We start from the raw sequence: 13,072 nt of genomic DNA, 5'->3' as shown, positions 1-13,072 counted from the left end.
GGAACGACCGCCCGTGGTCACGTCCCCGCTAGGCTGGGGGGCGATGACTGACACTCCTGTCGACCCTGACGTCGACCTCGCAGCCCCGCACCCGGACCTCGACATCGACGTGGCCACGGAGACCGAGGCCGACCGCGGCGCGCGCTTCGAGCGGGACGCCCTGCCCTTCCTCGACCAGCTCTACTCGGCCGCGATGCGGATGACCCGCAACCCCGCCGACGCCGAGGACCTGGTGCAGGAGACGTTCGCCAAGGCCTACTCCTCGTTCCACCAGTTCCGCCCCGGCACCAACCTCAAGGCGTGGCTCTACCGGATCCTCACCAACACGTTCATCAACACCTACCGCAAGAAGCAGCGCCAGCCGCAGCAGTCGATGTCCGAGGACGTCGAGGACTGGCAGCTGGCGCGTGCCGAGTCGCACACCTCGACCGGGCTGAAGTCCGCCGAGATGGAGGCGCTCGAGCACCTGCCCGACTCGCAGGTCAAGGACGCGCTCCAGCGCCTGCCCGAGGAGTTCCGCCTCGCGGTCTACCTCGCCGACGTCGAGGGCTTCGCCTACAAGGAGATCGCCGAGATCATGGACACCCCCATCGGCACGGTGATGTCGCGGCTGCACCGCGGTCGCCGCCAGCTGCGCGACATGCTCTCCGACTACGTCCGCAGCAACGACCTGCTCCGGGTCGGCACCGAGGGAGGCGCGTCATGAGCCACGGCCAGGACCACACCCACGGCGAGATGTCGAAGGAGGAGTGCGTCGACTACCTCGAGCGCATCGTCTACTTCATCGACAACGAGCTCGACGAGGCCGACTGTGCCGCCGTGCAGCTCCACCTCGACACCTGCAACCCCTGCCTGGTCAAGTACGACCTGCAGCGCACGGTGAAGTCCGTCGTCGCGCGCTCGTGCTCGGAGACCGCGCCGAGCGACCTGCGTGAGCGGGTGCTCTTCAAGCTGCGAGCCGTGCAGGTCCAGATCACCGAGAGCTGATCGCAGCAACCGTCCCGGTCAGAGCGCGTAGGCCCAGTGCCGCACCGTGTCGTGCTCCCCAACGCAGGTGGGCCAGGATCGGCTCGGCCATCGGCGCGTAGGGCAGTGACGCGAGCAGGGTGATCGCCTCGTGGGGCGTGAACCAGCGCGCCTCGTGCACCTGGCGGTCCGGGTCGTCGACGCACAGCCTGGGGTCCTCGACCTCGGCGGTGAAGTTCCACGCCCGGGACACCCAGCTGGTGCTCGACGTCTCCGAGGTGCTGACCAGCCGGAGCTCGTCGTGAGCCACCACCAGACCGGTCTCCTCGGCCAGCTCACGAGCCGCGCCCTGCTCAGGAGTCTCGTGGGGCTCGACCTCTCCGCTGGGGACCGTCCAGTGCGCCCGCTCCCACCGCGACTGGTGCTCCAGGACGAGCGCCACGCGACCCCCGTGGCGCGCGACGACGCCGGCGAACCGTCGTACGGGCTGGGGCATGGGTGCACGCTAGCCGGGGGTCGTGTGCCGGAGACGGCGGCCTGGCGCGTCGTGCGGCACACGACTGGCGCGTCGCTCCTATGGGTCCTAGGCCCTCCCGGGGTCGTGTGTCGGAGACGGCGGCCTGGCGCGTCGTGCGGCACACGACCCGAGCGCGGCGCCGTGGCGCGCCCGCCGGCAACTGGGCCGGATCTCGCGGGCGGAGAGCAGCGATCCTGCTGGTGACAGGTCGTCGACGGCGCCACCCTGGGACGGTGCTGGAGATCCGCCCCACCTGCGCCGGCGAGCTGCTGCGGCGGCCGCGACGTCTCGGGTGAGCATCGAGTGAGTCACTCGACGGGACCCGGCCCCTCGGAGGTCACCGGCGGCGAGCTGATGCCGACCCGCGCCAGCAGCGCGCGCGTGTAGGCGCTCGTGGTCACCGGCAGTGATGAGACGGGGAACCACCCGAGCTCCAGGGTCTCCTCGCCGTCGACCACCAGCGTTCCGGTGACCTCGGTGGTCTCGAAGGTCGCGCCGACGACGTAGGCCTCGAAACCGTCCGGGTAGCGCACCCGGAACTCCGGCCCGGAGTAGGTGTCCAGCAGGGTCAGGCCACCGGCCGTGAGCCCGGTCTCCTCGAGCAGCTCGCGTCGCGCCGTCTGCTCCAGGGTCTCGCCGGGCTCCAGCGCGCCGCCGGGGACACCCCAGGTGCCGTCGTCACCCCGGCGCTGCAGCAGCAGGAGGTCGTCGCGGCGCACGAGCACACCGGCGGCGACGAGGACCGGCAGCGGGGAGGACGTCACCGGGTCAGCCTGCCCCACACCCGCGGCGACCCGCACCCCTCAATGCAACGAACCCCCGGCCCTGAGGGGCGGGGGTCCAGTGCATCAACTGCCGAGCGTGTGCTCAGGCGTTGGGGCGCTTGCCGTGGTTGGCGGCCTTCTTCTTGCGAGCGCGGCGCTTGCGTCCGGTCTTGCCCATGGTGTCCTCCTGGAATCTCAGCGACCCATCGAGGGCCATTCAGACCACAGTCTCCCAAACTTCACGACGGAGGCGAAATCCGCCCCAGGAACCTCTCGGCGTCGACCACGACCCGCGTCACCTCACCGGTGCCGACGACCTTCCCCGCGGCACCGCCGCTCACGTGCCGCGCGGCCACGGTGAAACGGTGCAGCCGTCCGTCGACGTACGACGACGAGGCGGTCACCTCCACCTCCTGGCCCACGGGGCTCGCGACGAGGTGCTCCAGCGTCATGCGCGTGCCGACGCTGGTCGAACCCTCGGGGAGCGCAGACTCGATCGCCGCACAGGTCGCCGCCTCCAGCCAGGCCAGGAGGCGCGGGGTGCCCAGGACGGGCAGCGAGCCCGACCCCACGGCGAGCGCGGTGTCGGCCTCGCCGACGACGAAGGTGAGGGTGGCCGTGGCGGGATCGGTCATCAGGACTCCTGCATGGCGAAGGTGAGACGGAAGGACAGCAGCGCGACGCCGGGCGCGGGTGACCAGTCGAGCGCCGGGTCACGCACGAACCCCAGTCGCCCGTAGAGCGCGTGGGCCGCGGTCATCTCGGCCATGCTGCACAGCACCACGCCAGTGGCGCCACCCGAGCGGAAGTGGGCCAGGGCATGCTCCACGAGCGCCCGCCCGACTCCCTGCCCCTGGGCCGCCGGGTCGACGGCGAGCATCCGGAACTCGCCCTCGCCCGGTCGGGCCAGCTCGCGCCACGGTGAGCCCTCGGGGCAGATCGTGACCGAGCCCAGCACGTCGCCCGCCTCGGAGCAGGCCACCCACAGCTCGGCCTCCTCGGCCCGACGCGCGGCGTCGCGCAGGTGCTCGACGTAGCCCGTGTCGGGCCGGTCGCCGCCGAGGAAGGGGGCGTAGGCGGCCACCGTGGCGCGCCCGACGACCTCGTGGTCGTCGGGCGTCGCGAGGCGCAGCCGCATCAGATGCCGAAGGTGGCACGCGGGTAGGCCGCGTCCACGTCGGTGATGACGTTGACCAGGTAGGGGACGTCGGACGCGAAGGCGCGGTCGATCGCCGCCCCGATCTGGCGGGGGTCGGTGACGATCTCGCCGGCCCCGCCGAGCGCCTTGACGACCTCGTGGTAGGCCGTGCGGGGGGCGAGGTCCGCGACCCCGTCGTAGCCGTAGAGCATCTGCATGGGGCCCTTCTCCAGGCCCCAGGCGGAGTTGTTGCCCATGATCATCACGACCGGCAGGTTGTGGCGCACCAGCGTGTCGACGTCCATCAGGGAGAAGCCGGCCGCGCCGTCCCCGAGCAGCAGCACCACCTGCGAGGACGGCCGCGCCAGGCGGGCCGCGATGGCCGCGCCCAGGCCGGCGCCGAGGCAGCCGTAGGGGCCGGGGTCGAGCCAGCCACCGGGGCGTTTCGGCTCGACGAACTTGCCGGCGAAGGACACGAAGTCGCCGCCGTCGCCGATGACGACCGCGTCCTCGGCCAGCCGGGGGACCAGCTCGCCGTAGATGCGGGCCGGGTGGATCGGGTCGGCCTCGGCGCGCAGCAGCTCGAGGTCGCGAGCCGTGGTGGCGGCGACGGTGTCCTGCAGCGAGGAGACCCAGGAGCTCCAGTCGGGCTTGGCCCCGCGCTCCAACGCAGCCTGGAGTCCGTCGAGGATCGACGTGAGGTCGCCGGAGACCGACGCCGCCAAGGTGGCGTGACCGGAGACCTGGCCGGGGGAGTCCGCGACGTGCACGACCTGAGCGGGCGTCGCGCCGTCCTTGCCGCCGAAGATGCCGTAGCCGAGACGGAAGTCGAGCGGGGTGCCGACCACGACGACGAGGTCGGCGCCGCCCAGCGCCTGGCCGCGGGCCTTGGTCGCCAACAGGGCGTGACCGCCGGGGATGACGCCGCGGCCCATGCCATTGGTGATCGTGGGGATGCCGATCGCCTCGACGAAGCGTAGCGCGGCCACCTCGGCGCCGTCGGCCCAGACGTCGGTGCCGAGGATCAGGACCGGGCGCGTGGCCGCGGACAGCAGCCCGGCGATCGTCGCGACGGCGTCGCCGTCCGGCTCGGCCCCCCGGGCGGAGGAGCGCACCGGGGCCGGGCCGGAGGAGGCGTTGAAGAACTCGTCCATCGGGACGTCCACGAAGACCGGCCCACGGTGCGAGGAGCCTGCGGCAGCGAAGGCCTGGTCCATCCCTCCGAGGATGTCGCCGGCGGTGTGGAGCGTGGTCGCCAGCTTGGACACCGAGGCGACGATGGGCGGCTGGTCGAGCTCCTGGAGGCTGCCGCTGCCCCAGCGGTTGGCGGGGGCGCGACCACCGACGACCACCATCGGGGAGCCGGCGAACTGTGCCTGCGCGATCGCGCTCACGCCGTTGGTCACGCCGGGTCCGGCGGTCAGCACCGCGAGGCCGGGCACGCGGGTCAGCTTGCCCGTGGCCTCCGCCGCGAAGGCGGCGGTCTGCTCGTGGCGCACGTCGAGCAGGCGCATGGGCGGATCGGCCTTGACGGCCCCGTCGTACATCGGGAACACGTGGGCCCCCGACAGCGTGAACATGGTCTCCACGCCGTAGGCGCGGGCGACGGCCACGGCGAGCTCGCCGGAGTGTCCCTCGAGGACGGCGTCGGTGGTCTCTTCCTGAGTCATGCCCGCAGGCTACTCAGGACTCCCCGGCCGGAGCAGCCACCCTGGCTCCGATGTAGTGCGGGTTGGTCGAGCGCAGGGCCTCCACGAGCAGCAGCAGCAGGTCCGCGCGGACGGCGGGTGGTCGCTGCCCGAGCGCGAGCTGGAGGTAGAGCGCCCTCAGGAACGCCTCGGCGTTGCCGGCGCGCAGGTAGGGGTCCCGGTCGGTGCCGTCGTGCGGGTGGCGGGCGGCCGCGGCGATCGTGTCGACCCAGATCTCGATCAGGTCGAGGGGCACGTGGTTGCGTCGCAGGACGCTCATGGCTGCCAGCGCCAGCCGGTCGGGCTCACCGGCGCTGAAGAGCCCGTCCACCGGCGCGACGAGCCGCTCGGCGATGACGTCGAGCAGTACGGTCAGCTCGCCGACCCCGACGTGGGGCGAGGAGGCGAGGGCGCCCAGGGCGTCGGCGCCGTGGGCCACGGCGTGCGCCCAGCCCCTGCCGGGGACGTAGCCGCGCAGGTCCTGCTCGGTGAGCATCCAGGTCGCGATCCGGTCGCCCCACTCGAGCACCTTGCCGCCCGGAACCAGCGGCCGGTCGTTGTCGCGCTCGATGCAGCAGGCGAGGACCAGCACGGAGAAGCTGCGGCGGAAGACCGAGTCGGTGCCGGTCTCCCCGAGACCGACCCGCAGGCCGGCGGCCATGCCGTCCCCGAGGCCGGGCAGCAGGTCGTCGTAGACGCCCCGCTCCACCCAGGTCGCCAGGGCCGGCAGTGCCAGGCCGTCACGCAGGTCGGGGTCGGCGTCACCGAGCAGTCGGGTCAGCTCCGCGGTGAGGTCCGAGAGCGACCGGTCGGTGGGGACGGCGAAGTCGTCGTCGTGAACCTGCTTCCAGTACGCCGCCGACATGTCGACCATCCTGCCAAAGGTCGCGACCGCGGGGATGTCGGGGTCGTGAACACCTACGCTCAGGGGTGTGCCTTCGATGATCGAGCTCGTGCGCAGCCACACCGACCTCGGCGAGGAGGACGTGGCCTGGCTGCAGCTGATCATGGCCGACTGGCAGATCATCGCCGACCTCTCCTTCGCCGACCTGGTGCTGTGGCTGCCCGACGAGCGCGGTCACGGCTTCTGGGCGGCGGCCCAGATGCGCCCGACGACCGGCCCCACGGCCTACATCGATGACATCGTCGGCACGTTCGTCCCCGTGGGGCGCCGGCCGATGCTCGACGAGGCGTGGGCTCACGGCCGGCTGGTGCGGGAGGGTGACCCCGAGTGGCGCGATGACGTGCCGGTGCGGGTCGAGGCCATCCCCGTGCGACGCTCTGGCCGCGTGATCGCGGTGATCGCCCGCAACACCAACCTGCTCGGCGTACGCACCCCGAGCCGTCTGGAGCTGTCCTACCTCCAGACGGCTGCCGACCTCACCCAGATGATCTCCGGCGGGTTCTTCCCCGAGGTCGGCCAGCGCAGCGACCATGCGGACTCACCGCGGGTCGGCGACGGGTTCCTCCGGGTGGACGCCGCGGGGATGGTCGTCTATGCCAGCCCCAACGCGCTGTCGGTCTATCGCCGGCTGGGGCTGTCGGGCGACCTCTCCGGCCTGAGCCTGGCCGACCTCACCCGCCAGCTGGTGCCGCCCCGACGTCGCCCCGACGAGGAGACGCTCAGCGCGGTGCTCGGCGGTCGCGCGCACCGCGACACCGAGATCGGCAGCGACCAGGTCTCCCTGATCGTGCGCGCCATCCCGCTGCGACCCCAGGGGGAGCACATCGGCGGCGTGATCCTGGTCCGCGACGTCACCGACCTGCGCCGTCGCGATCGCGAGCTGATCACCAAGGACGCCACCATCCGCGAGATCCACCACCGCGTGAAGAACAACCTGCAGACCGTCGCGGCGCTCCTGCGGCTCCAGGCGCGGCGGATCGACTCCGAGGAGGCCAAGCTGGCCCTCGAGGAGGCCGTACGCCGGGTCGGGTCGATCGCGATCGTGCACGAGACGCTGAGCCAGGCCGTCGAGGAGACCGTGGCGTTCGACGAGATCGCCGACCGCCTGGGCAGCATGGTGACCGACGTCGGCTCGTCCGGTGGCCGGGTCCGCGTTCGCCGTGAAGGGTCGTTCGGGGTGCTGCCGTCCGAGTCCGCCACGGCCCTGGCCATGGTGCTCACCGAGGTCCTCCAGAACGCCGTCGAGCACGGCTACGACGCCGAGGATGCGGCGACCAGCGGCCTGATCACGGTCACGGTGCAGCGCCTGGTCGGGCGGCTGACCATGGTCGTGGACGACGACGGCCGGGGTCTGCCCGAGGGCTTCGACCTCGACCGGTCGACGAACCTGGGTCTGTCGATCGTGCGAACGCTCGTGGAGTCGGAGCTGGGCGGTCAGCTCACGGTGGGGCCGCGCTCCGCCGGCGCCGGCACCCGGGCAGGGATCGACGTACCCCTGGAGTGACGCTCAGGCGGTGCGGACGCGCGACCGGGCGTTGCGACGCTTGAGCGCGCGGCGCTCGTCCTCGCTGAGCCCGCCCCACACACCGTGGTCCTGCCCGGCCTCGATCGCCCACGAGAGACAGAGCTCGCGCACGTCGCAGCGTCGGCAGACCTGCTTGGCCTCCTCGATCTGGAGGATGGCCGGACCGGTGTTGCCGATCGGAAAGAACAGCTCCGGATCCTCATCGAGGCACGCGGAACGGTGACGCCAATCCATGGGGTGGTGGATCTCTCTTTCGCATTGAGTGCAGGCAGGGGTTCTCAGGCCTGCGGGCGCGCGGATGGGTGCAGTAGTGAACGTGATCACGAGCGCACGAACAGACTGGCAACATTTGCTTCCCGGATCAAGCCTTTCGGGTGGTTCGTTGGATCACAGCAATGTCAGAGGCACAGCCCAGGGATGCCCCGTACGCTGCCAGGGTGTCGACACCTGCTCCCCACGAGGGTCCCCACCAGCGGCCCGGCAACCCGCCCCCCCTGACCGTGGCGGCGTCGTTGGCTGCCGTCCAGGGTGGGCTCCTGGTGCTGCTCGCCGTGCTGGAGCTCGCCCACCTGTCCTCGCAGCGCATGTCGCTGGGCGTCACGACCAGTGTCTTCTTCGGGGTCTACGGCCTCGCCCTGGTCGGCTGCGCCGTCGCCCTCACCCGTCAACAGGGCTGGGCGCGGGGTCCGGTGCTGCTGACCCAGCTCATCCAGCTGGGGCTGGCATGGAACCTGCGCGAGTTCTGGCCGGTCGCCGGCCTGATGGCCGTGACAGCACTCGTCGTGATCGCCGGGATGATCCACCCGGCCACGACCGACGTGCTCGCCGACGACCCGACCGGGGAGCGCGGCACCACCGGGGAGTGACCGGGGGCAGCGGAGGTCAGTCCTGCTGCTCCAGCGACGTGCGCAGCTGCTCGAGCGTGCGCGTCAGCAGGCGTGAGACGTGCATCTGGGACACCCCGATCTCCTCCGCGATCTGCGATTGCGTCATGTTCTTGAAGAAGCGCAGCAGCAGGATCTTCTTCTCGCGCGGCTCCAGACGGTCGAGCAACGGCTTGATCGACTCGCGGATCTCGACGTGCTCGAGCCCGGCGTCGTCGACGCCGATGGCGTCGAGCATGGACGCGGCCGAGTCGTCGGAGTCGTCGGAGGCATCGAGGGAGAGCGTGGAGTAGGCGTTGCTGGACTCGATCCCCTCGACGATCTCCTCGACGCTGCACCCGATGTTCTCGGCGAGCTCGCGGACCGTGGGGGAGCGTCCGAGGGACTGGGTGAGCTCGGCGGTGGCGGCGCCGATCTGCATCCGCAGCTCCTGGAGTCGCCGCGGGACGCGGATGGCCCAGCCCTTGTCGCGGAAGTAGCGCTTGATCTCGCCGATGATGGTGGGGGTGGCATAGGTCGAGAACTCCACGCCGCGGAAGGAGTCGAAGCGGTCGATCGACTTGATGAGACCGATGGTGCCGACCTGGACGAGGTCCTCGAAGGGCTCCCCGCGGTTGCGGAAGCGTCGCGCGCAGTGCTCGACGAGCGGCAGGTGCAGGTGCACCAGCCCGTCACGCGCGCCGTCGCGTGTTGCCTGCGACTCGTCCTCGTCGTGGAAGACGACGAAGAGAGCGGCACTGCGCTTGCGGGTCAGCTCGACCCCGGTCAGCTGCGCCTCGTCGTCCGGGAGGTCGTCCCGGGAGGGGTGACGGTCCATGTCAGAGGCCGACTCCGGCGATGGAGGAGTGCATCGTCATCGTCACCACGAACTGGTCGTCGACCGACTCGGCCGTCGCGCTGGTGGCCAGCGTGGTCAGCACCTGCCAGGCGAAGCTGTCTCGATCGGGTGCGGCCGCACCGAGCGAGGTCACGCTCACCGCGATCGTGAGCGTGCCGGGCGCGAGGTAGAAGCGGCAGTTGAGGTCCGAGCCGGGGTCTGCCTCCGGCAGCACCATCGCGTTGGCCTCGCCCACCGCGATGCGCAGGTCCTCGATGTCGTCGATGGTGAAGTCCAACCGTGCCGCGAGGCCGGCCGCGGTCGTGCGCAGCACCGAGGCGTAGGCGCTGTCGGCGGGGAGGCGCAGCTCGACGTCGGCTCGATCGCTCTGGTGGCCGCCCGGGTGAGCGGTGCCCGTCACAGACATGTCTACGTCCTTCGTTGGTGCGAAGCGGTCGGCTGACCCTACTGCCCGCCGCCGTCGTCGCAGGGGAGGACGGAGGAGACAGCGGAGGGACGACGGGGCTGTACCCCGTGACCGGTCCGGACAAACGCAGACGTCAGCGCGTGGACGTGCCCTGGAGCGTCGCCACGTAGCGGAGGGTGACAGTCGGGTCCGGCGCCCCGGTGTCCGCGTAGCTGTTGGTGCAGTCGCCACGGAGCTCGCTGACCACCGCGTGCTCCCTGGCGTCGCCGACGAAGCGACGCGGGACCTGCCCCTCGCGGGCCGAGCCGACGGCGCGCAGCACGATCCGACTCGTCGTGCTGGTCGTCTTGAAGTGCGTGCCCGGCACATCCTCACCGGTCTCCGAGTCGAAGCAGAGCCCCTCCTCGACCCGAGGCTCGGGTGCCGACACCCGGAGCACCGACCCGTTCCACGCGTAGTCGAACCTGTTGCCGCTGCTGGACTTGATGGCGCCTGAGCAGGACGCGGCATCAGGGCAGGACGGTCGCAGCGTCCAGGTCACCCGGGCCGCCACCTGGCCGACCTTGCCGTAGCCGGGGTTGTCGGTCTTCGACACGGTCACGACCAGCCGGTACCTGCCATCGGGCACCGAGGTGACGACCGGGTCGGGCGGGGGCTCGACCGGCTCGCTGGGCTCCGGTTCACGCGATGAGACGTCGTTCACCTGGCTGATGTCCGCGCTCACAGCGGTCTCGCCGTCACCGTTGGTCAGCACGACGGTCGTCACCGCCACGACGACGAAGGCGGCCGCCGTCGCGCCGAGCGTCATCGCGAGCTTGCGTGTGCTCCGGCCGGCGGACGAGGCGACCTGGCGAGCCACCTGGCCGCCGACGGCGGTGTCGAGGACCTGCTCCGCCGCACGCACCCCGGTGCCGGTGCTGCCCAGGACCGTGACCATGCCCAAGGCCGTGCCGGTGCCTCCGACCAGGCCGGCGATCGAGGCGCGACCCAGCCAGCCGGAGCCGTAGCGACGTTCGGCGGCCTGCTCGAGCCGGTGCAGCAGGGCGGAGGCGTCAGCGGGCCGGTCGGAGGGATCCTTCGAGAGGGCGTCGACGAGCAGCTGCTCCATCTCGGCCCCCTCGCTCGTGAGGTGGGGTGCCGGCGCCTCGAGGTGCTGACGCACCATGTCCAGCGAGGAGCCGGAGAAGAGTGGTGCTCCGGCGAGCAGGTGGTGGAGCAGCGCAGCGGCCGAGTAGACGTCGCTCCTGGTCGACAGCGCCGTCCCGCGTGCTGCCTCGGGCGACAGGTAGGCGGGGGTGCCGAGGACCATGGGCGCGGTCGACCCCGTGGGCGCCAGGGTGCCCACGACGGTCTCGGTCCCCGCGCTCCCGTCGGGGACCCCGGTCGTGGCCGGCGCGGCGAGACCGAAGTCCAGGAGCATGGAGGTCCCGGCCCGGTCGACGAGGATGTTGGTCGCCGAGATGTCGCGGTGCAGGACGCCGTGCTCGTGGGCGTGGGCCAGGCCGAGCAGCGCACCGCGCATCACGCCGACCGCCTGCTCTGCGCGCAGGCGACCGTGCTCCGCCAGGATCTCCTCGAGGGTCGTGCCGTCGACCCACTGCTCGGCCAACCAGGCTCGACCGGGCTCCTCGACGTAGTCGTAGAGCTCCACGATGTTGGGGTGCGACAGTGCGGCCAGTGTGTGCGCCTCCGCGCGGAGCCGCGCAGCCTGGCCGGGAGCGCCGCGCACCGCTGCCGACAGCTCCTTGATGGCCGCCTCGCGACCGAGCTCCGTGTGACGGGCGCGGTAGACGCTGCCCAAGACTCCCGAGCCGGCCACTGCGACGACCTCGTAGGCACCGAACTTCTCCATGCTGACTCCCTGGGCTACCCCGAGAGTGGGCACGTGCGGATGCAGCGACCGTCCGCCGTCGTGCTGCCCCCCGAGGCGGGAGGAGGATGCCCCGTCGACGCTACGCCTGGACGTCCCCGGTCAGCACCACCCAAAATGGGGCGTCTGGCCAACCAGCGAGGGCTGCTCGATACTGCGCTCCATGGCAGATGCGGCGCTCGACCTGCCGCCCGGCTACGAGCTCGTCCGACGGCTCGGGGCCGGGGGGTTCGGCGAGGTGTTCCTCGCCCGGCAGCCGGCGATCGGGCGGCTCGTCGCGATCAAGCGGATCCTGCCCCACGCCCTGGCCGACACCGACAACCTGGAGCGGTTCCGCCGTGAGGCCAGGATCCTGGCGAGCACGCGCTGCCGGTCGGTGGTGAAGGTGTACGACCTCATCACCGGCGACGGCGGTGCGCTGCTCGTCATGGAGTACGTCCCCGGGGCCAACCTCCTCGACCTGCTCGACGGCGAGCGGCTCCCGGTCGACCAGGCGATGGTGGTCCTGCGCGACGTCGCTGAGGCGCTCGCTGCCATGGCCGAGCAGGGGGTCGTGCACCGCGACGTCAAGCCGGGCAACGTGTTCGTGCTGCCCGACGGCCATGCACGGTTGGGCGACTTCGGTCTGGCCCGGGCCGTCGCGGACGCGTCCGGCTTCCGCACGGGCGGCGGGGCGCCGTCGGGGACACCGGCGTACTTCCCTCCGGAGGTGAGCCAGGGCATCGCGGAGCCGAGTCCCGCTTCGGACGCCTACTCGTTCGCCGTGATGGCCTACGAGACGCTGCTCGGTCGACGGCCGTTCGATGCCGGTGATGCCGTGGCTCTCGTGATCGCTCACTGGGAGCACCCCCCGGTGCCACCGCGCGACGTCCTGCCCGGCATCCCGGCGGCTGCAGCCGACGCCCTCCTGGCTGGGCTGGACAAGGATCCGGGCCAGCGGTTGCTCCCCCTCGCGCTCGTCGACCGGTTGGCGGCGGTCCCCGCTGATGCGTGGCCGCCCGCTGCCTGGCGGGAGCCTGCAGCGGACTCCGCCAGGAGCGACCCGACCGTCGCGGCGGTCGCTCAGCCCGCGACGCGGGCAGGGGACGACCCGGCCCCTGCGCGGAGGGCGTCGTCGGCCAGGTCGCGGTCCAGCAAGGAGCGGCTGCGGGCCTTGGGCGCCGCCGTCGCCGCCGCGGCCGTCGCCGCCCTGGTCGCCGTCGTCGTCCTGGTCTCGCCGTGGGACTCCCCGCTGGAGGTGACCTCGGTGGAGGTGGAGGCCTCGACGCGGCAGGGGACCTGCCCGCGCGCCGCGTTCGTCTTCACCGGCCTGGTGCGCACGAACGGAGAGGCGGGCACGCTGACCCTGCAGTGGACCCGACCCGACGGTGTGCCGAACGCGGAGCGCACCGTGCAGGTGGCGGCGGGACAGGAGCGGGTGTCCGCACGACTGGAGTTCACCATGCGGGGGTCTCGTCCGCTGGAAGGGGCCGCGGTGCTGACGGTGCTGCGCCCCGGCTCGGTCCACGACAGCGCCCTGGTGGGCTACACCTGTCGCGGTCGCCGGACCCGGTGACGGCTCTCCGCGCACGC

16 protein-coding genes are annotated in these 13,072 nt (G+C 71.9%); 5 read left to right on the top strand and 11 right to left on the bottom strand.

Going from position 1 to position 13,072, the window contains the following annotated elements:
* The first annotated feature begins 43 nt into the window (after window positions 1-43).
* The gene (locus RMN98_RS04315; RefSeq protein WP_309647566.1) at window positions 44-706 is read left to right on the top strand and encodes a sigma-70 family RNA polymerase sigma factor; all 663 of its coding nucleotides are present in this window, start codon (window positions 44-46) and stop codon (window positions 704-706) included.
* Window positions 703-987: a mycothiol system anti-sigma-R factor gene (gene rsrA / locus RMN98_RS04310; RefSeq protein WP_309647565.1), complete on the top strand. Its 285-nt coding sequence runs from the start codon at window positions 703-705 to the stop codon at window positions 985-987. Before RMN98_RS04315 ends, rsrA begins: the two co-directional genes overlap by 4 nt.
* Here the strand turns inward: rsrA and RMN98_RS04305 are convergent.
* The 7 genes from RMN98_RS04305 to RMN98_RS04280 all read right to left on the bottom strand — a co-directional run bounded on the left by RMN98_RS04305 (window position 974) and on the right by RMN98_RS04280 (window position 5,947).
* Window positions 974-1,462, bottom strand: coding sequence for an NUDIX hydrolase (locus tag RMN98_RS04305; protein WP_309647564.1), 489 nt, complete (start codon window positions 1,460-1,462; stop codon window positions 974-976). The two genes, rsrA and RMN98_RS04305, sit on opposite strands and share 14 nt — an antisense overlap.
* Before the next feature lie 329 nt (window positions 1,463-1,791).
* Complete coding sequence (locus RMN98_RS04300; protein WP_309647563.1) at window positions 1,792-2,247, bottom strand: NUDIX domain-containing protein; 456 nt, start codon at window positions 2,245-2,247, stop codon at window positions 1,792-1,794.
* A gap of 103 nt (window positions 2,248-2,350) precedes the next feature.
* Window positions 2,351-2,425: a 50S ribosomal protein bL37 gene (locus tag RMN98_RS21010; RefSeq protein ID WP_371863162.1), complete on the bottom strand. Its 75-nt coding sequence runs from the start codon at window positions 2,423-2,425 to the stop codon at window positions 2,351-2,353.
* Between the two features lie 61 nt (window positions 2,426-2,486).
* Entirely contained in the window at window positions 2,487-2,882 is a 396-nt protein-coding gene (locus RMN98_RS04295) for a thioesterase, FlK family (protein WP_309647562.1), read from the bottom strand.
* The gene (locus RMN98_RS04290) at window positions 2,882-3,385 is read right to left on the bottom strand and encodes a GNAT family N-acetyltransferase (protein ID WP_309647561.1); all 504 of its coding nucleotides are present in this window, start codon (window positions 3,383-3,385) and stop codon (window positions 2,882-2,884) included. Before RMN98_RS04290 ends, RMN98_RS04295 begins: the two co-directional genes overlap by 1 nt.
* Entirely contained in the window at window positions 3,385-5,055 is a 1,671-nt protein-coding gene (locus tag RMN98_RS04285) for an acetolactate synthase (RefSeq protein ID WP_309647560.1), read from the bottom strand. The genes RMN98_RS04290 and RMN98_RS04285 overlap by 1 nt, the downstream gene beginning before the upstream one ends.
* Before the next feature lie 13 nt (window positions 5,056-5,068).
* The gene (locus tag RMN98_RS04280) at window positions 5,069-5,947 is read right to left on the bottom strand and encodes a DUF2785 domain-containing protein (RefSeq protein WP_309647559.1); all 879 of its coding nucleotides are present in this window, start codon (window positions 5,945-5,947) and stop codon (window positions 5,069-5,071) included.
* A 58-nt stretch (window positions 5,948-6,005) separates the two neighbouring features.
* On the opposite strand from RMN98_RS04280, the gene RMN98_RS04275 reads away from it, so the two are divergent.
* Window positions 6,006-7,481 (top strand): histidine kinase N-terminal domain-containing protein, encoded by a 1,476-nt coding sequence (locus RMN98_RS04275; protein WP_309647558.1) that lies wholly within the window; start codon window positions 6,006-6,008, stop codon window positions 7,479-7,481.
* Between the two features lie 3 nt (window positions 7,482-7,484).
* Here RMN98_RS04275 and RMN98_RS04270 read toward each other — a convergent pair whose 3' ends face one another.
* The gene (locus RMN98_RS04270; protein WP_091111408.1) at window positions 7,485-7,736 is read right to left on the bottom strand and encodes a WhiB family transcriptional regulator; all 252 of its coding nucleotides are present in this window, start codon (window positions 7,734-7,736) and stop codon (window positions 7,485-7,487) included.
* Window positions 7,737-7,939: 203 nt separating this feature from the next.
* Here RMN98_RS04270 and RMN98_RS04265 point away from each other — a divergent pair, with 203 nt between their 5' ends.
* Window positions 7,940-8,368, top strand: coding sequence for a hypothetical protein (locus RMN98_RS04265; protein WP_309647557.1), 429 nt, complete (start codon window positions 7,940-7,942; stop codon window positions 8,366-8,368).
* Window positions 8,369-8,384: 16 nt separating this feature from the next.
* On the opposite strand, the gene RMN98_RS04260 is transcribed toward RMN98_RS04265, so the two are convergent.
* From RMN98_RS04260 to RMN98_RS04250, 3 genes are all read right to left on the bottom strand, one after another.
* Window positions 8,385-9,203: an RNA polymerase sigma factor SigF gene (locus RMN98_RS04260; RefSeq protein ID WP_309647556.1), complete on the bottom strand. Its 819-nt coding sequence runs from the start codon at window positions 9,201-9,203 to the stop codon at window positions 8,385-8,387.
* Between the two features lies 1 nt (window position 9,204).
* Window positions 9,205-9,630, bottom strand: a complete 426-nt coding sequence (locus RMN98_RS04255) for an anti-sigma factor (RefSeq protein WP_309647555.1) — start codon at window positions 9,628-9,630, stop codon at window positions 9,205-9,207.
* 133 nt (window positions 9,631-9,763) lie between these two features.
* Complete coding sequence (locus RMN98_RS04250; RefSeq protein ID WP_309647554.1) at window positions 9,764-11,482, bottom strand: serine/threonine-protein kinase; 1,719 nt, start codon at window positions 11,480-11,482, stop codon at window positions 9,764-9,766.
* Window positions 11,483-11,663: 181 nt separating this feature from the next.
* Here RMN98_RS04250 and RMN98_RS04245 point away from each other — a divergent pair, with 181 nt between their 5' ends.
* Window positions 11,664-13,055: a serine/threonine-protein kinase gene (locus tag RMN98_RS04245; RefSeq protein WP_309647553.1), complete on the top strand. Its 1,392-nt coding sequence runs from the start codon at window positions 11,664-11,666 to the stop codon at window positions 13,053-13,055.
* The last annotated feature ends 17 nt before the right edge of the window (window positions 13,056-13,072 follow it).

It is taken from the genome of Nocardioides sp. (genome assembly GCF_031397825.1).
In the GTDB taxonomy this organism is placed as follows: domain Bacteria; phylum Actinomycetota; class Actinomycetes; order Propionibacteriales; family Nocardioidaceae; genus Nocardioides.
The sequence above is the reverse complement of the archived record's forward strand: the minus strand, read 5'-3'. Positions and strand labels throughout refer to the sequence as shown.